15 protein-coding genes are annotated in these 15,762 nt (G+C 64.2%); 5 read left to right on the top strand and 10 right to left on the bottom strand.

What is annotated here, in order from left to right; genetic code table 11:
• Positions 1-4 precede the first annotated feature (4 nt).
• Together accC and aat are read left to right on the top strand one after the other, a co-directional pair.
• Positions 5-1,357, top strand: coding sequence for an acetyl-CoA carboxylase biotin carboxylase subunit (accC, locus tag FIV09_RS13215; RefSeq protein WP_152450492.1), 1,353 nt, complete (start codon positions 5-7; stop codon positions 1,355-1,357).
• The gene (aat, locus tag FIV09_RS13220; RefSeq protein WP_152450493.1) at positions 1,354-1,989 is read left to right on the top strand and encodes a leucyl/phenylalanyl-tRNA--protein transferase; all 636 of its coding nucleotides are present in this window, start codon (positions 1,354-1,356) and stop codon (positions 1,987-1,989) included. Before accC ends, aat begins: the two co-directional genes overlap by 4 nt.
• On the opposite strand, the gene FIV09_RS13225 is transcribed toward aat, so the two are convergent.
• Entirely contained in the window at positions 1,953-2,324 is a 372-nt protein-coding gene (locus tag FIV09_RS13225; protein ID WP_254702434.1) for a DUF2155 domain-containing protein, read from the bottom strand. The two genes, aat and FIV09_RS13225, sit on opposite strands and share 37 nt — an antisense overlap.
• Positions 2,321-2,704 (bottom strand): NADH:ubiquinone oxidoreductase subunit NDUFA12, encoded by a 384-nt coding sequence (locus FIV09_RS13230; protein ID WP_152450497.1) that lies wholly within the window; start codon positions 2,702-2,704, stop codon positions 2,321-2,323. The genes FIV09_RS13225 and FIV09_RS13230 overlap by 4 nt, the downstream gene beginning before the upstream one ends.
• A gap of 207 nt (positions 2,705-2,911) precedes the next feature.
• Here FIV09_RS13230 and FIV09_RS13235 point away from each other — a divergent pair, with 207 nt between their 5' ends.
• On the top strand, positions 2,912-3,598 hold the full coding sequence (locus tag FIV09_RS13235; RefSeq protein ID WP_152450498.1) for an FkbM family methyltransferase: 687 nt from the start codon (positions 2,912-2,914) through the stop codon (positions 3,596-3,598).
• Between the two features lies 1 nt (position 3,599).
• Positions 3,600-4,697: a DUF563 domain-containing protein gene (locus tag FIV09_RS13240; protein WP_152450500.1), complete on the top strand. Its 1,098-nt coding sequence runs from the start codon at positions 3,600-3,602 to the stop codon at positions 4,695-4,697.
• A gap of 81 nt (positions 4,698-4,778) precedes the next feature.
• Here FIV09_RS13240 and clpX read toward each other — a convergent pair whose 3' ends face one another.
• Positions 4,779-6,044, bottom strand: coding sequence for an ATP-dependent Clp protease ATP-binding subunit ClpX (gene clpX / locus FIV09_RS13245; RefSeq protein ID WP_152450501.1), 1,266 nt, complete (start codon positions 6,042-6,044; stop codon positions 4,779-4,781).
• Between the two features lie 159 nt (positions 6,045-6,203).
• Positions 6,204-6,836 (bottom strand): ATP-dependent Clp protease proteolytic subunit, encoded by a 633-nt coding sequence (locus tag FIV09_RS13250; RefSeq protein WP_152450503.1) that lies wholly within the window; start codon positions 6,834-6,836, stop codon positions 6,204-6,206.
• A 198-nt stretch (positions 6,837-7,034) separates the two neighbouring features.
• Between FIV09_RS13250 and FIV09_RS13255 the strand changes: the two genes are divergently transcribed.
• Complete coding sequence (locus FIV09_RS13255; RefSeq protein ID WP_152450505.1) at positions 7,035-8,255, top strand: FAD-binding domain-containing protein; 1,221 nt, start codon at positions 7,035-7,037, stop codon at positions 8,253-8,255.
• 216 nt (positions 8,256-8,471) lie between these two features.
• On the opposite strand, the gene FIV09_RS13260 is transcribed toward FIV09_RS13255, so the two are convergent.
• The 6 genes from FIV09_RS13260 to soxA all read right to left on the bottom strand — a co-directional run bounded on the left by FIV09_RS13260 (position 8,472) and on the right by soxA (position 15,758).
• Positions 8,472-9,731, bottom strand: a complete 1,260-nt coding sequence (locus FIV09_RS13260; protein ID WP_152450506.1) for an NAD(P)/FAD-dependent oxidoreductase — start codon at positions 9,729-9,731, stop codon at positions 8,472-8,474.
• A gap of 53 nt (positions 9,732-9,784) precedes the next feature.
• A complete protein-coding gene (locus FIV09_RS13265; RefSeq protein ID WP_152450508.1) occupies positions 9,785-10,492 on the bottom strand; it encodes a c-type cytochrome in 708 nt (235 codons plus the stop codon).
• A gap of 3 nt (positions 10,493-10,495) precedes the next feature.
• Positions 10,496-11,743 (bottom strand): c-type cytochrome, encoded by a 1,248-nt coding sequence (locus FIV09_RS13270; RefSeq protein WP_152450510.1) that lies wholly within the window; start codon positions 11,741-11,743, stop codon positions 10,496-10,498.
• The gene (gene soxC / locus FIV09_RS13275; RefSeq protein WP_152450512.1) at positions 11,727-13,004 is read right to left on the bottom strand and encodes a sulfite dehydrogenase; all 1,278 of its coding nucleotides are present in this window, start codon (positions 13,002-13,004) and stop codon (positions 11,727-11,729) included. Before soxC ends, FIV09_RS13270 begins: the two co-directional genes overlap by 17 nt.
• An 87-nt stretch (positions 13,005-13,091) precedes the next feature.
• On the bottom strand, positions 13,092-14,792 hold the full coding sequence (gene soxB / locus FIV09_RS13280; protein ID WP_152450514.1) for a thiosulfohydrolase SoxB: 1,701 nt from the start codon (positions 14,790-14,792) through the stop codon (positions 13,092-13,094).
• A gap of 123 nt (positions 14,793-14,915) precedes the next feature.
• Positions 14,916-15,758, bottom strand: a complete 843-nt coding sequence (gene soxA / locus FIV09_RS13285) for a sulfur oxidation c-type cytochrome SoxA (protein WP_152450516.1) — start codon at positions 15,756-15,758, stop codon at positions 14,916-14,918.
• Positions 15,759-15,762: the final 4 nt, after the last annotated feature.

Here is a 15,762-nt window from a genome sequence, read left to right on the forward strand (position 1 = left end):
CCGTATGTTCGACAAGATCCTGATCGCCAATCGCGGTGAAATCGCGCTGCGTGTCATCCGCGCATGCCGCGAGATGGGCATCGCCAGCGTCGCGGTGCATTCCACGGCCGACGCGGACGCGATGCATGTGCGCATGGCCGACGAGACGATCTGCATCGGCCCGGCCTCCTCGACCGACAGCTACCTGTCCTTCCCGGCCATCATCTCGGCCTGCGAGGTCACGGGCGCACAGGCGATCCACCCGGGCTACGGCTTCCTGTCCGAGAATGCGCGCTTCGTGCAGATCGTCGAGGATCATGGCCTGACCTTCATCGGTCCGCGCGCCGAACATATCCGGATCATGGGCGACAAGATCACCGCCAAGGACACCATGAAAGAGCTGGGCGTGCCGTGCGTTCCGGGCTCCGACGGGGGCGTTCCGGATCTCGAAACGGCCAAGCGCATCGGTGAGGAGATCGGTTATCCGGTCATCATCAAGGCCACGGCAGGTGGCGGCGGGCGCGGCATGAAGGTGGCGAAATCCGCAGCCGAGATGGAACGTGCCTTCCAGACCGCGCGCTCCGAAGGCAAGGCCGCCTTCGGCAATGACGAAGTCTATATCGAGAAATACCTGACCACCCCGCGTCATATCGAGGTGCAGGTCTTCGGCGACGGCAAGGGCAATGCCGTGCATCTGGGCGAGCGCGACTGCTCGCTCCAGCGGCGCCACCAGAAGGTCCTCGAAGAAGCGCCCGGCCCGATCATCACCGAGGAGGAGCGCAATCACATCGGCAAGGTCTGCGCCGATGCGGTCGCCAAGATCCATTACGCGGGCGCCGGGACGATCGAATTCCTTTACGAGAACGGCGAGTTCTACTTCATCGAGATGAATACCCGCCTGCAGGTCGAACATCCCGTGACCGAGGCGATCTTCGATGTCGACCTCGTGCGCGAGCAGATCCGCGTGGCATCCGGCCTGCCCCTGTCCTTCGCGCAGGAGGATCTGAAGATCACCGGCCACGCGATCGAGGCACGGATCAACGCCGAAAAGCTGCCGAACTTCTCGCCCTCGCCCGGCACGATCACCCAGTATCACGCACCGGGCGGTCTGGGCGTGCGCATGGATAGCGCGCTCTATCAGGGCTACCGGATCCCGCCCTATTACGACAGCCTGATCGCCAAGTTGATCGTGCATGGCCGCGACCGCGAAGAGGCGCTGGCACGGCTCGACCGGGCGCTTGGCGAGTTGATCGTCGACGGCGTCGAGACCACGATCCCGCTCTTTCGGATGCTGCTCGAGAACGAGGACATCCATAGCGGCGCGTATAACATCCATTGGCTGGAAGGTTGGCTGGACAGGACGTTCGGCGACCCGTGAGCGTCTCGCCGGAACTGATCCTGCAGGCCTATCGCGTCGGCGTCTTCCCCATGGCCGAAAGCCGCGACGACCCGGATATCTTCTGGGTCGATCCGAAGCATCGGGGCGTTATCCCGCTCGACGGGTTCCACATCTCACGCAGCCTGGCGCGGACCTTGCGCCAGGACCGCTTCGACATCTCGATCAATCGCGATTTCAGCGGTGTGATGCAGGGCTGTGCCGCCCGAAGCGAAACCTGGATCAACGATGAAATCCACCGGGTCTACACCGCTCTTCAGGTCGCGGGGCACGCCCATTCCCTTGAGGTCTGGCACGAGGGCAGACTGGTCGGCGGGGTCTACGGCGTGGCCGTGGGGGGCGCGTTCTGCGGCGAGAGCATGTTTTCCGACATGCGGGACGCCTCGAAGGTCGCCTTGGCCTGGTTGGTCGATCACCTGCGCCGCGCAGGTTTCGTGCTGTTTGACACGCAGTTCGTCACGCCGCATCTGGCCTCGCTCGGCGGGCAGGAGATCAGCCGCGCGGCCTACCAGGCGCTGTTGAAAGACGCCCTACCTCTGAAGACGCGATTTTCTGAAACACCGCTGGCCGCTTCCGGTCAGGAGGTCGTGCAGCGCAACACCCAGACATCGTAGCGGGGGTGATCCATGGGGTTCACCGCCGGGGATGAGGCGATCATCCAGCCGCGGAAGACAGGCTCCGCAACACCGATTTCGCGCACGGTCACGAAGGCGTAGGCCTCACCGGCCGGATTGCCCACCGGATAGCGGCATTCCTGAAGCTCGACCTCGATCCGTCCCTGAATGACCCGCTCCTGATTGGTGAGGCGCTGGTCCTGCGTGATGCCGTTCAGCTTGTCGAGGATGCGCAGCTCCGCGCCGGTGCCATTGTCGACGGATTGGGCCGCGGCAAGACCGGGCATCGCAGCCGCGGCGACTGCGAGCAAAAAACGGCGGAAGCGCACGATCACTCGGGGCTCCATGCCTCGTAGTCGGACCGCTCCTCGGGGCGCGCCTGACGGATCGAGCCCTTCGGCGCATAGGCGAGTGCCGTGCCGGTCAGGTTTTCGATATGCGGCTTTTCCCAGGACTTGTGAGCCAGCGGACGCTCCGTCGGCGGCTCCTTGAACGTGTGATGCAGCCAGCCGTGCCAATCGGGATCGACGCGCGTGGCCTCGGCCTCGCCGTTGAAGATGACCCAGCGGCGCTTGCCGTCCTTGGTCTGGTAGAAGACGTTGCCCTGCTTGTCCTCACCGACCTTCTCGCCATTGCGCCAGGTCCAGAGCTGCGTGTTCAGGGTCTGGCCGTTCCACCAGGTCACCGCGCGCAGAAGGGTATTCAGAATGCCCATCGTCAAGCCTCATCAGACGTTTGACTTGGGGTATGCACGATTGACCGGGCAACGTCCAGCGATGCCGGGCCCGAGGGCCCCTCACAGGCGCGGCAAAAGGCGCGCAGTCGCGACAAATCGCTGAGAGTGCGATGCAGTTTTTCTACTTTTCGGGCGGCGGCTTTGCTATCGTGCCGAAAATTGCGGACCACAACGCAGAGCAGTGTCATGAAAGATATGTCTATCGCCGCCGTGTGCCACGGCGTGCAGGTGCCCCATTCGCCGTACCTGAACGAAACCCGGATCGCCCGAATTGAGGCGGCGCGCTACGAGGGTGACGAAATCGCGGGCGCACTGACCGTCGTGCGCGAAGGCGATCGCGTGCTTGAGATGGGGTCTGGCCTTGGCGTTGTGGGCGCGGTGGCCGCGCTCAATCGGGCACCCGAACGGGTCATCTCCTTCGAGGCCAATCCGCATCTCGTCCCGCACATAGAAGCGCTCTATGCAGCCTCTGGCATCGAGGAGCGGATCGCCGTCCGCAATCGCGTTGTCATGGCCGCACCGGACGCGCCCCGGACCGTGACCTTCCATGTCCACGCATCCTTCCTGGGCTCGTCGCTCATCGAGCCCGAGGCGCGCCGGTCTGAGCCAGTGGAGGTTGAAACCGTCTCCTTCGAGGATGTCCACGCAGAGCTGAACCCGACCGTGATCCTGTGCGATATCGAAGGCGGCGAGCTGGATTTCCTGCGTCATGCGGACCTGTCTGGCGTGCGCGCCGTGGTGATGGAATTCCACCCCGGCGCTTATGGCCGCGAGGGCATGCGCGAATGCAAGCGCATCCTCGAAAGGGCCGGGTTCGTGCGCAATGACGATGTGTCGACGCGGCTGGTCTGGACCTGCGAAAAGGCGGGCTGAGATGCTGGCGGAAGCGCCTGCCCAGGACAAACCGGACCCGACAGGCGGCTGGGCCCAATCCCTTGAAACCTTGCAGGATGCGGTTGTCGTCCCGCCGGTCGAAAGTGCCTTTCAGCAACCGGCTGGCATCTTGCGCGCCGATGGCAGCTATTGCGACACGGGCGCGTTCTGGCGGAACCACCGGCCGCTGACCACGGCCCCCGCCGCACCGGACCGGATCGCCGAGACATTGCCGGGCCGCTGGCTTTGGGCCGGGGTGCTCTGGGTGCATTTCGGCCATTTCCTGGTGGAAAGCACCGGACGGCTCTGGGGGATCGAGGCCGCGAAACAGGCGTTCGACGGCATCCTCTACATGCCCAAGCGCCCTGCCCGTGGTGACGAGATCGCAGGCTGGCAGCGCGCCTTCTGGGAGATGTGCGGCATTGACCTTCCCGTGCGCGTCCTGACCGAACCGGCCCGCGTGGAAGAACTCGTCGTGCCGGGACAGGGCTTCGGGCTGGGCGATATCATCTCAGGCACGCCCGCCTTTCGCAGCTACATGGCCGGGCATTTTGCACGAGGCATCGCCCCCGACGGGCCGGAGCGCTTGTATCTGTCGCGCTCAAAGCTCGGCCTCTCCAAGGGAGGGCTGATCGGTGAGACGCGGCTTGAGGAGCAACTGACGCAGCACGGCTACGAGATATTCCACCCGCAGGACCACGATCTGCCCACCCAGATCGCCCGCTACAAGGCCGCGAAGCAGGTGGTGGCGGCGGAAGGCTCCGCGCTGCATCTCTTTGGCTTTGTCGGACGGCCGGAGCAACAGGTCGCCACGATCCTGCGCCGCCAATCCGGCGCCACCGACCAGATCGCGGAGCACCTGCGCAGCTTCTGCGGCATCGAGATGGCGCAGATCGAACGGCTCCAGCGCATCTTCCGGAAGAAGGGCGGGCACAAGAAACGCCACGATCTGGGCGTCATCCATATGGACGGCGTACGCGAGGAGTTGGCCGCGCGCGGCTTCATCGCGGATGGTGCCGCTCCCTGGGACAAGATCCGCTGGAACGAGGTGCGCCGCGTGATCGGCGACCGCTACGAGCCGCGCAAGCGCGAAGATTGAAGCGCCTCCCCCCACCCGCATCCGGAAAAGAAAAAGGCGGCGCCCATGGCACCGCCTTTGTTGTTTCAGAAGGGTCGGGGATCAGCCCGCCGACGCTTCTTCCTTCTTCTGATCTGCGTAGATCATCAGCGGTTTGGCATCGGATGTGACCGCTTCCTCGTTCACGACCACTTCGACGACCTCATCCATGCCGGGCAGTTCGAACATGGTGTCGAGTAGGATGTCTTCCAGGATCGAGCGCAGACCCCGCGCGCCGGTCTTCCGGGCGATGGCCTTCAGCGCGATCGATTTCAACGCGTCATCGGTGAAGGTCAGCGTCGTGTCTTCGATCTCGAACAGGCGCTGATACTGCTTCACCAGCGCGTTCTTCGGCTGGGTCAGGATCGTGACCAGCGCGTCTTCGTCGAGGTCTTCGAGCGTCGCCAGAACCGGCAGGCGGCCGACGAATTCCGGGATCAACCCGAATTTCAGCAGATCTTCGGGCTCGAGATCCTGGAAGACCTCGCCCACGTTCCGCTCATCCACGCCGCGCACATCGGCGCCGAAGCCCATGGCCGAGCCCTTGCCGCGCTGGCTGATGATCTTGTCGAGACCCGCGAAGGCGCCACCGCAGATGAACAGTATGTTCGTCGTGTCCACCTGCAGGAATTCCTGCTGCGGATGCTTGCGCCCGCCCTGCGGCGGCACGGAGGCAACGGTGCCCTCCATCAGCTTCAGGAGCGCCTGCTGCACGCCCTCGCCCGACACGTCGCGGGTGATCGAGGGGTTCTCGGACTTGCGGGTGATCTTGTCGACCTCGTCGATATAGACGATGCCGCGCTGCGCCCGCTCGACGTTGTATTCGCTGGCCTGCAGCAGCTTGAGGATGATGTTCTCCACATCCTCGCCCACGTAACCTGCCTCGGTCAGCGTGGTCGCATCGGCCATCGTGAACGGCACATCGAGGATGCGCGCCAGCGTCTGGGCCAAGAGCGTCTTGCCGCAACCCGTGGGTCCGATCAGCAGGATGTTCGACTTGTTCAGCTCGATATCCGAGCTTTTGGCCGAATGGTTCAGACGCTTGTAATGGTTGTGCACCGCAACCGAGAGCACGCGCTTGGCCTTGGCTTGGCCGATCACGTAATCGTCGAGCACCTGGCAGATTTCCAGCGGCGTCGGAACGCCATCGGTGGATTTCAGCCCGGAGCCCTTGGTCTCTTCGCGGATGATGTCCATGCACAGCTCGACGCATTCGTCGCAGATGAACACCGTCGGACCTGCGATCAGCTTGCGCACCTCGTGCTGGCTTTTTCCGCAAAAGCTGCAGTAGAGCGTGTTTTTGCTGTCGCCGCCGTTATTCGTCGCCATGAATCACCTTTCTCGGCCCTGATTTCACCGGACCCGGCTAATGCGCCAAGCCCCTTCCCCGGTCTTGCCAAGTGACAGGAAGCTTAGGGCAGCCCTCTTTGGCCTACAATCGCAAATTCGTCGCGGGGCGGATGCTACACCGCCCCGGTCAATGTTTGATTAAGACTTGGCCTCTTCGGCCGCGGCACGGCTGGCCACGATCTCGTCGATGAGGCCCCAGGCCTTCGCGTCCTCGGGCGACATGAAGTTGTCGCGCTCGAGCGCCTTCTCGACCGTCTCGTAATCCTGCCCGGTGTGGTGAACGTAGATCTCGTTCAACCGCTTCTTGAGCTTCAGCGTCTCCTCGGCGTGGATCATGATATCCGTCGCCTGACCCTGATAGCCGCCCGAGGGCTGGTGCACCATGACGCGGCTGTTGGGCAGCGAGAAGCGCATGTCCTTTTCGCCCGCGGTCAGCAGCAGCGAGCCCATGGAGGCGGCCTGGCCGATCACCAGCGTGGAGACGGCGGGCTTGATGTACTGCATCGTGTCATAGATCGACAGACCGCTCGTCACGACACCGCCGGGCGAGTTGATGTACATCGAGATTTCCTTGGACGGGTTTTCCGCCTCGAGATGCAGAAGCTGCGCCACGATCAGGCTCGACATGCCGTCATGCACGGGGCCCGACAGGAAGATGATCCGCTCCTTCAGGAGGCGCGAGAAGATGTCATAGGCGCGCTCGCCGCGGCTCGTCTGCTCGACCACCATGGGCACGAGGGTGTTCATATATGTCTCGAAGGGATCGGTCATCGGAGCTGCCTCAAAGGTGTTGGATCGTTGCGTCTTCGCCTGGTCGGTAGAGTCTTAGTGGTCGCCCATGGGGGCTGCAAGGGGCGGGCTTGCGCGAATTGTCGTGAACGCGGTCGCGGTTGAAGGACCGGCGCGCGCGCCTACCCTTCCCGGTCAACGTCACAACCCGACCTGCAGACCGACGAGGATGCCTGCCCCATGAGCACCGAGCGCGCATTGAACACCTTCCCGCCCAGCCGTGAGGCCGCCCTCGACAGGCTGCAGGCCTTCGTGCCGAACGCGGCGCGCGACTATACCACGCGGCGGAATTACGATTTGGGCCCCGGCGCGCATGACAATGTCTCGATGCTCTCGGCCTACCTGCGGCATCGTGTCCTGACCGAGGAAGAGGTGCTGCAGGCGGTCCTGGCCCGGCATTCCCGCACGGAGGCCGAGAAGTTCATCCAGGAGGTTTTCTGGCGCACCTATTTCAAGGGCTGGCTGGAGATGCGCCCGCCGGTCTGGGGTGGCTACCGCTCCGAGCTGAGCTTCGCCTGGGACCAGGTCCAGACCCAATCGGGCCTGCGCCGCGCCTGGGAAGATGCCTGCAACGGCGAGACCGGGATCGAGTGTTTCGATGCCTGGGCTCGGGAGCTGGTGGAGACGGGCTATCTGCACAATCACGCGCGGATGTGGTTCGCCTCGATCTGGATCTTCACGCTGAACCTGCCCTGGGCGCTTGGGGCCGATTTCTTCCTGCGCCATCTCTGCGACGGGGATCCTGCTTCGAACACGCTGGGCTGGCGCTGGGTCGCGGGATTGCAGACGCCGGGCAAGACCTACCAGGCGCGGGCCTCCAACATCCGCAAATACACCAATGAGCGGTTCCACCCGAAATGGCAGCTGGCCGGAGAATGCCTGCCGGTACAGGGCGCGGAAAATCCGCCGCGAATGGAAGCGCCCACGGGCGACAGTTTCGATCCGTCGAAGAAAACGGCGTTCCTGCTGCATGACGACGATCTGTCCCCCGATTGGCTCCTCGAGCGCGGGCTGGAGCCTGTGGCGACCGCGACGCTCGACGTGACGGAGCGTTTGTCGATCCTGACACCCGCCGCGCATGTGGGCGCGCTGAAATCCTCGCTGATGCGGGATTGCGTGACGCGTCACGAGGGCCAAATGGGAGTGGTCACGGAAGGTTTGCGCGAGGCGCAGGCGATCGTGGATTGGGCGCGAGAGGCAGGGGCCGAGCAGATCGTCACATCCTACGCGCCGGTCGGCCCGGTGGCCGATCTGCTGCACGAGGTGCATGGGCTGCCCGTCCTGCGGCCGCTCCGCCCCTATGACCAGCGCGCCTGGCCCCATGCGACCGCCGGGTTCTTCAAGTTCAAGGACAAGATCCCGGCCCTTCTGGGCGAGATGCGGGGATTGCGCGCCGCCTGACCGGTCGGCCCGGCGGATGGGTTTTTCGCTGCAGGATCGACGCCTTCGGCGCCGATCCGCTGGGGGCGCTGCCCCCAGACCCCCGGAGGTATTTTCGGTCCGAACGTGACAGGGCGCGGCGCCCTTATTGGGGCGTGGGCCGCGCGGGCGATGTGAATGGAAAAGGCCCCGGACGGAATCCGGGGCCTTTGTGTTTGTGCGTTGACAGGAGGCGGGTCAGCCGAACATGTCGGCGGTGATGCCCTCGTACCAGCCGATGCTTTCCTCGTAGGTCGCTTCGCGCACCTCCGGCGCCTCGCCCGTCTGGCTGACGAACCCGTCGACCTTGGCGATCTTTTCCTCGGTCGCCTCATAGGTGGCGCCGACCTTCACGCCGTCATTCGTCTCGATCAGCGACCAGCAGGTATTGGAGAAGCGCGCCGGGAAGACCCGCGCGCCGGTCAGCGCGCCGCGGATCGCCATGGCCGCGACCTTGGCCTGGCTGTTGGCCGAGAAGCCCGATTTCGGCATGTCGCCCTGCTGGCTGGCATCGCCCAGGATATGGATATTCTCATCCATGCGGCTTTGCATCGTGGCAGGCACCACGGGCGCCCAGTTGCCGTCGGTCAGACCGGCCGCCTCGCAGATCAGGCCTGCTTTCTGCGCCGGGATCACGTTGACGACATCCGCCTGGATGACCTCGCCGTCGATATCGACGGTCATGTCGGCGGGATTGACGGAGGTGTTTTCGCCCCCGAAATCCGGGCCGATCCGTTCGATCATGCCGGAATAATGCTTCTGCCAGCCTTCCTCGAACAGCGCCTGCTTGGAGAAATTCGGTTTGGGGTCGGCGATGATGATCTTCGCGGTGGGGTTCGTGGCCTTCAGCACATGCGCCACCATGGAGACACGCTCATAAGGGCCGGGCGGGCAGCGATAGGGATTGGGCGGGGCCACCATGACATAGGTGCCGCCCTGGGGCATCGCCTCGATCTGGTCCTTCAGGAGCGCCGTCTGCGTGCCGGCCTTGTAGGCATGGGGCATCTTGCCTTGCGCCGAGAGGTCCCAGCCCGGCACGGCGCCACCCACGAAATCGATGCCGGGCGACAGGATCAGACGGTCGTAAGGCACCGCCCCGCCGCCTGCGAGGGCCACGGTCCTGGCATCGCGGTCCACACCCGTGGCCCAGTCATGCACGACGTTGATGCCGTAGTCGGAGGCCAGCGTCGCGTAATTATGCGCGATGGAATTCATCTCGCGGAAGCCGCCGATATAGAGATTCGAGAAGAAGCAGGTGTAATAGGTACGCGAGGGCTCGATCAGGGTGACCTCGATGGCGCCTTCGCTGTCCTGCGCGATCTGGCGGGCCGCGGTGGCACCGCCCGCACCGCCGCCGACGACGACGACACGCGGCGTGCCTTGCGCCTTCAGCATCGGCGCACTCAGCGTCAACGCGGCTGCGGATGTCCCGAGAAACGTTCTTCTGTTGAATTGCATGGCCGGTTCCTCCCTTTGGCTGCAATCAGTGCAAAGTCGCGGGCAATCCCTCCTCAAAGATCGCCGAAATATGCGGCAAGGGCCGCGATCTCTTCGTCCGACAAGCGCCCGGCCATCATCTGCATGACGGGATGCGGACGCACCTTCTGCCGGTAGGCATGCATGGCCACCACGAAATCCTCGTCGGGCCAGCCCGTCACCGAGGGGATGCCGTCATTGCCGCCATCGGCCTGGTGGCAGGTCAGGCATTCCGAGGCGAGATAGGCGCCGTATTCAGGGTCGCCCTGAAGGGCCAGCACCTCGGCGGACAGGGCCACCTCCGCAGGAAGCGCCGTCGGCTCGGCCTCGGGGATGTTGGCCGGATTGTCGGAATATTGGCGCAGGAAGGCCAGCAAATTCGCGCGCTCGGTCTCGTCCTTGATGCCGGGAAAGGCCATGCGGGTCTTGGAGACGAGGCTGCGCGGGTTCTCGATGAAGGCATCGAGATGTTCGATGTCCCAGACGACACCATCTACGCCTGCGCGCTCCATGCTGTCGGAATAATCGAAATCCGGGAGCCCCGCAGCGGCGCGACCGAAGACGCCGTTGAGATGCGGGCCGATGCGGTTTTCCGCGCCCTCGCCCACCTGGTGGCAGGCGCGGCATTTCTTGTAGATCTCAGCACCGGATTGCGGATCGCCGAGCGGGATCGCGATCTGGTCGGCCTGGACCCCGGCAAGCGGGATCCAGGCCAGCAAGGCGGCGAGAAGGGAGCGCCGCATCGCTTATTGGCTTTCGGTCGATTTCAGGAAGGCCACGACCGCGTCGATATCGGCTTCCTTTTTCAGACCGGCAAAGGCCATCCGGGTTCCCTTCATGGAGCCGCGCGGATCGGCGAGGAACGCGGCCAGCAAGGCCTCGTCCCAGACACCGCCGTGATCGGCCATGGTCGAGGAATATTTGAAGCCATCCACGCCACCGACTTCGCGCCCGACAATCCCGTTGAGCTGAGGGCCGGCACCATTCTTGGCACCCTCGCCGACCTTGTGGCAGGCGGAGCATTTGCGGAAGACCTTCTCGCCCGCGGCGACAAGCTCGGGATCGAGGGCGGCCATGGTGGTCTCCTCGGCCGACGCCTCCTCTGCAACGGCGGCGGTTTCGGTCGGGGCAGCCTCGGTCGCGGTGGTCTCCTCCTCGGCCATGGCGGCCTCTTCGTCGCCGCCTTCATCGGGGGTCACGTCGAGAACCGTGGCGCGCATGGTGATCTCGACCGCGTCTTTGCAGTCGGACATGCAAGGCTCGCTCCGCCACTGGGCATATTCCGTCTCGGCCCGGTCATCGACGATGAACCCGTCCGCATTGGGCATCTCGACCTCGAGGAAGTTCTCCTTCGACAGGACGAAATCATCCTCCACGATCCAGTTGGAATAAAGGATATAGGCCACGATCGCGTAGGTCTCGTCGGCGCTCAGCGATTGCGCATTGCCAAAGGGCATGGAGCGGTGCACGTAATCCCAAGCGGTCGAGAGGTAGGGCCAGTAGGAGCCCACGGTCTTCACCGGATCCTTGTCCGCAAGCGTGCCTTCGCCGCCCGCAAGCTCGGGCCAGTTGCCCACGCCCTCGGCGAACTCACCGTGACAGGCGGCGCAATTGTCCGAGAACAGGATCTCGCCATCAGCAACGGAACCCGAGCCTTCAGGCAAACCCGTGCCGTCGGGCATGATGTTGACGTCCCACGCGGCGACCTCTTCGGGCAGGGCTTCGCGCCCGATGCCGAACTTGCCGGTGGCGGCGCTCTGCTCGTCGGCATTGGCCGCGGCGACAAGCAAGCCGCCGCTCTCCGGGGCGGTCTCCGCCGCGGCTTCCGCCACTTCGGGCGCGGGCGGCGAGGACGGCGCGGGCTGGGCCGCGACCACGCGCGGCTTCGGCGCAGGAGCTTCGGTCACGAAGCGGTCGGCGAAATTCACGGCGCCGAGCAGGACGACGACCGCCCCGCCCAATGCACCGCCAAAAAGTTTAAGAGACTTCGACATTTTCTGCCTCCCCGCTCGTCTTCACATGCCAGGTCTGGATGCAGTTGTTGTGGTAGATGGAGTTCTCGCCGCGCACCTCGCGCAGCTGCGCCTTGGTGGGCTGGACATAGCCGGTCTCGTCGATGGCGCGGGCCTGCAGGAGCATTTCCTCGCCGTCCCAGTTGGTGTCGAGATAGAAGCGCGTGAGCGCCATCTTCTCGCCGGGCTTGGCGAGACGCGCGGTCTCCCAGGTCTTGCCGCCATCCTTGGAGACATCGACGCGGGTGATCGCGCCATGGCCCGACCAGGCGAGGCCCGAGATCACCATCGGCCCCGGGCCATGGGTGATCGGCATCTGCGGGCTGGGCGAGGTGATGATCGACTTGGCGTCCATCACCCAGGTCCATTTGCGTGATGTGCCATCGGCCAGCGTGTCGGTGTATTTGGAGGTTTCCTCGCGGCTTTCGACGGCGGCGTCCGTGACCTCGATCCGGCGGATCCACTTGACCCAGAGGTTGCCTTCCCAGCCCGGCACGACGAGCCGCACGGGGTATCCGTGTTCCTTGCGCAGCGCCTCGCCATTGGCCTTGAACGCCACCAGCACGTCGTCGAGCGCCTTTTCCATCGGGATCGAGCGGCCGTTGGAGGAGGCATCATGGCCTTCGACGAAGACCCACTTGCCTTCCAGATCGTCGCCAAGACCCGCTTCCTGCAGAAGCGTGCGAAGCGGCACGCCGGTATATTCCATGTTGTGGATCATGCCGTGGGTGAACTGCGCTCCGTTGAGCTGCGCGCCTGCCCATTCCATGCCGGTGTTCGCTGCGCATTCGCAGAAATAGACGTGGTTTTCGCGCGGGAAACGCTCCAGATCCTCATAGGTGAAGACCAGCGGGCGATCGACCAGACCGTTGATCATCAGCCGGTATTCGGATTTCGACATTTCGATCGCGCCGGAATGGTGCCGCTCGAAGGCGCAGCCCTGCGGCGTGATCGTGCCGTCGAGCGCATGGATCGGCGTGAAGTTGATCGACGAAATCGTGTCGGCGGTCAGCCATTCCACGTTGCGGCGGACCACGTCGTCCTCGTAGCTGATCGGCAGCCCGTAAGGTGTGGCGTCGACACCGTCGCCGAGGCCCTGCGCGAAGCCCTGGGTTTCGGTGATCAGCGGGTCGGGCTCCGCCGCGTGCGCAGCCCCCGCCCCCATTGCGGCGCCGGCGAGCCCGGCAGCCGAACCTCTCAGGAAGGCGCGCCGGGACGGCGTCAGATCGGACGTATCGGCCATGTCTCTCTCCTCTCAACTCTCATCATCAAATTCGCCTATGTGAATGAATTGGCGAAATTTTTTTGACCTGTCGCGGCGGGCGGGGGGTCAGACCCCCACCACCTCGACGCTTGTGTTCTCGCGGGCCTCGACGGTGCCCAATTCGCGGATATGCGCCTCGACCACGTCCCAGATCGGCGGGCCTTCGGTGCCTTCGTTGACCGAAGCCCAGCCCGCGACCGTGTAGGAGGCGGCGGGGTCGATGGCCTCGCCCGTGGCGAGAAGCGTCATGTTAGAAATCCGCTCACCCTGCGGCTTGGTCACGTCGATCCGGTAGCCAAGCCCGCCCACGCGGACCATGTCGCCGCCCTGCTGGTAGAACGGGTCGGGGTTGAAGATGTTGTCGCCCACATCCTCGAGCACGACTTTCAGGAACTCACCCGTCATCTCCGTGCGATAGGCTTCGGGGTAGCTCATGGAGGTCACACCGAAGAGATCCTCGCGCGTGATGTCCTGACCGGGGATCAGCGACGGGCCCCAGCGCACGCCGGGCGACAACGCGATCTGCGCGTCCCGCTGCGACAACAGCGCGTCGCAGATGACATCATCCCACGTGCCGTTGAAATTGCCGCGACGATAGAGCGTGCCCTGCCCCACCTGCCCGATCACCTCGGACATCTCGGCCTCGAACGGCGCACGGGAAGAGGCGATCTGCGCGGCCATCTCCGCATCGCTTTCGATCACGTCCGAGAAGATCGGAATGAGCTTGTGGCGGAAGCCCATCATCTGGCCGTCGCGCACGTCGAGATCCACGCGGGAAACGAACTTGCCGTTCGATCCGGTGGCCACGATGATCGTCTCGCCCACCAGAACCGGCTCGGGCAGCGCGTCATGGGTGTGGCCCGAAAGGATCACGTCGATGCCGGACACGACGCTCGCCATCTTCTTATCCACGTCGAAGCCATTGTGCGACAGGCAGACGACCAGTTCCGCGCCCTGCGCGCGGACCTCGTCGACCATCTCCTGCATGCGATCGTCGCGGATGCCGAAGGAGTATTCGGGGAACATCCAGCCGGGGTTCGCGATGGGCATGTAGGGGAAGGCTTGGCCGATCACGGCGACCTTCACGCCGCCCGTCTCGTAGAACTTGTAGGGCGCGAAGCGCTCGGCCGGTTCGTCCCATTCGGCGTCGAACACGTTTTGGCCAAGTGCATCGAAGGGCAGACCGTCGATCAGCTCGTGCACCCGCTCCGAACCCAGCGTGAATTCCCAGTGGAAGGTCATCGCGTCGGGCTTCAGCAGGTTCATCGCGTCGACCACGTCCTGCCCTTGCGTCTTCAGGCAAGTATAGGAGCCGTGCCAGGTATCCCCGCCATCGAGCAGAAGCGCGTCGGGCCGTGCGGCGCGGATGGACTTCACCACCGTGGCGATGCGGTCGAGACCGCCCATACGCCCGTAAGCCTGCGCGAGCGCTGCGAAGTCGTTGTAGGTCAGCGCGTAATGCGAGGGTGATCCATCCTCGATGCCGTAGAGCTTGCGGAACTCGGCGCCGGTGATATGCGGCACCTCGCCCTTGTTTCCGCCCACGCCGATATTCACCTCGGGCTCGCGGAAATAGATCGGGGTCAGCTGCGCGTGGATATCCGTCATGTGGATGAGCGAGACATTCCCGAACGTGTCGAACTGCAGAAGCTGATCCTGGCTCAGCGCCTGCTGCGCCGCGAGGCGGGACCAATTGCCGAAGCCCGAAGCGCCGATAAGGGCCGAGGCGGCCATGGAGGCTTGCAGGAAATCGCGGCGTGAGATCATGGGATGGGCCTCTCGATTGGCGTGGCGAATGCCGGGATCAACCGAATATACATTCGCATATTTGCATGTATTTGAGCGGGCTCGGCCCCACCTGATGCAATCAAGCGGGGCCTGAAGCTGGGATCAGTTACGGACCGAAGGGGCCTCGACCGACAGGCCATTGCCGCGCGATGCGACATAGAGCTCAAGGGCGACGAACTCGTCGCTGCCGGGGTCGAAGGTTTCCGCCCGCGTATCACGCACGCAGCCCTTGAAGCGCGCATGCGCCGTGTTGAGCTTCGTGTTCTTCAGGCGGTAGACCGGAAATCCGTTGATCTGCCCCTGGCTCAGGTGATCCGCACGGATGTAGTTTCCGTAATTCTCTTCGTGGCAGGAGGCGCAGGACAGCTCAAGCTGACCGGTGCGGGTGTAGTAGAGATCCTTGCCAGCCTGCCATGTATCCGCTGCGGGACCGTCGATGGCCACGTCCACGGGCATGCCGCGCGACTGCACGGAGATCAGCGCTTCCATCGCGGCCATGTCACCCGACGTGTAGCCATAAGGCTCGGCTTCCATGTTCTCGGTGCGGCAGGCATTGATCTGCATCGCCAGCGTGCGGACTTCGCCCGCCTCTTCGTTCCACTTGGGGTAGACCGCGCGGACGCCCTTCATGCTGTCCTCGGGACCTTCATGGCAGTAGGCGCAGGACTTCTCGGCCGCGCCCTCGACGGTGTTCCAGGCATCCATGGCCTGATCGACGAAGATCATGCCCGGGTTGTCGAAATCGTCCATCTGGAAGGCTTGCGTCTCGTCCGAGCGGAAAACCCAGCCGGAATAGATCGTGTCGATGTTTTCCATGTGCGCGGGCGCGTCGGTGCGCACGACCATCTCGATCTCGCCGTTGACGACGAGGTCCGCGTCTTCGTCGGCAAATGCCGCGCCGCTGGCGGTGAGCGCCATGATCGCGGTCAGTGTCAGTGTTCTCATGTTT

This window comes from Roseivivax sp. THAF197b (genome assembly GCF_009363255.1).
Taxonomy (GTDB): Bacteria; Pseudomonadota; Alphaproteobacteria; order Rhodobacterales; family Rhodobacteraceae; genus Roseivivax.

Bases quoted from the DNA above. Each gene is read 5' to 3' on its own strand.
- accC (WP_152450492.1), top strand. From the start codon at position 5: ATGTTCGACAAGATCCTGATCGCCAATCGCGGTGAAATCGCGCTGCGT.
- FIV09_RS13230 (WP_152450497.1), bottom strand. From the start codon at position 2,704: ATGGGCATTCTGAATACCCTTCTGCGCGCGGTGACCTGGTGGAACGGC.
- FIV09_RS13235 (WP_152450498.1), top strand. From the start codon at position 2,912: ATGAAAGATATGTCTATCGCCGCCGTGTGCCACGGCGTGCAGGTGCCC.
- FIV09_RS13240 (WP_152450500.1), top strand. From the start codon at position 3,600: ATGCTGGCGGAAGCGCCTGCCCAGGACAAACCGGACCCGACAGGCGGC.
- clpX (WP_152450501.1), bottom strand. From the start codon at position 6,044: ATGGCGACGAATAACGGCGGCGACAGCAAAAACACGCTCTACTGCAGC.
- FIV09_RS13250 (WP_152450503.1), bottom strand. From the start codon at position 6,836: ATGACCGATCCCTTCGAGACATATATGAACACCCTCGTGCCCATGGTG.
- FIV09_RS13255 (WP_152450505.1), top strand. From the start codon at position 7,035: ATGAGCACCGAGCGCGCATTGAACACCTTCCCGCCCAGCCGTGAGGCC.
- FIV09_RS13260 (WP_152450506.1), bottom strand. From the start codon at position 9,731: ATGCAATTCAACAGAAGAACGTTTCTCGGGACATCCGCAGCCGCGTTG.
- FIV09_RS13265 (WP_152450508.1), bottom strand. From the start codon at position 10,492: ATGCGGCGCTCCCTTCTCGCCGCCTTGCTGGCCTGGATCCCGCTTGCC.
- FIV09_RS13270 (WP_152450510.1), bottom strand. From the start codon at position 11,743: ATGTCGAAGTCTCTTAAACTTTTTGGCGGTGCATTGGGCGGGGCGGTC.
- soxC (WP_152450512.1), bottom strand. From the start codon at position 13,004: ATGGCCGATACGTCCGATCTGACGCCGTCCCGGCGCGCCTTCCTGAGA.
- soxB (WP_152450514.1), bottom strand. From the start codon at position 14,792: ATGATCTCACGCCGCGATTTCCTGCAAGCCTCCATGGCCGCCTCGGCC.
- soxA (WP_152450516.1), bottom strand. From the start codon at position 15,758: ATGAGAACACTGACACTGACCGCGATCATGGCGCTCACCGCCAGCGGC.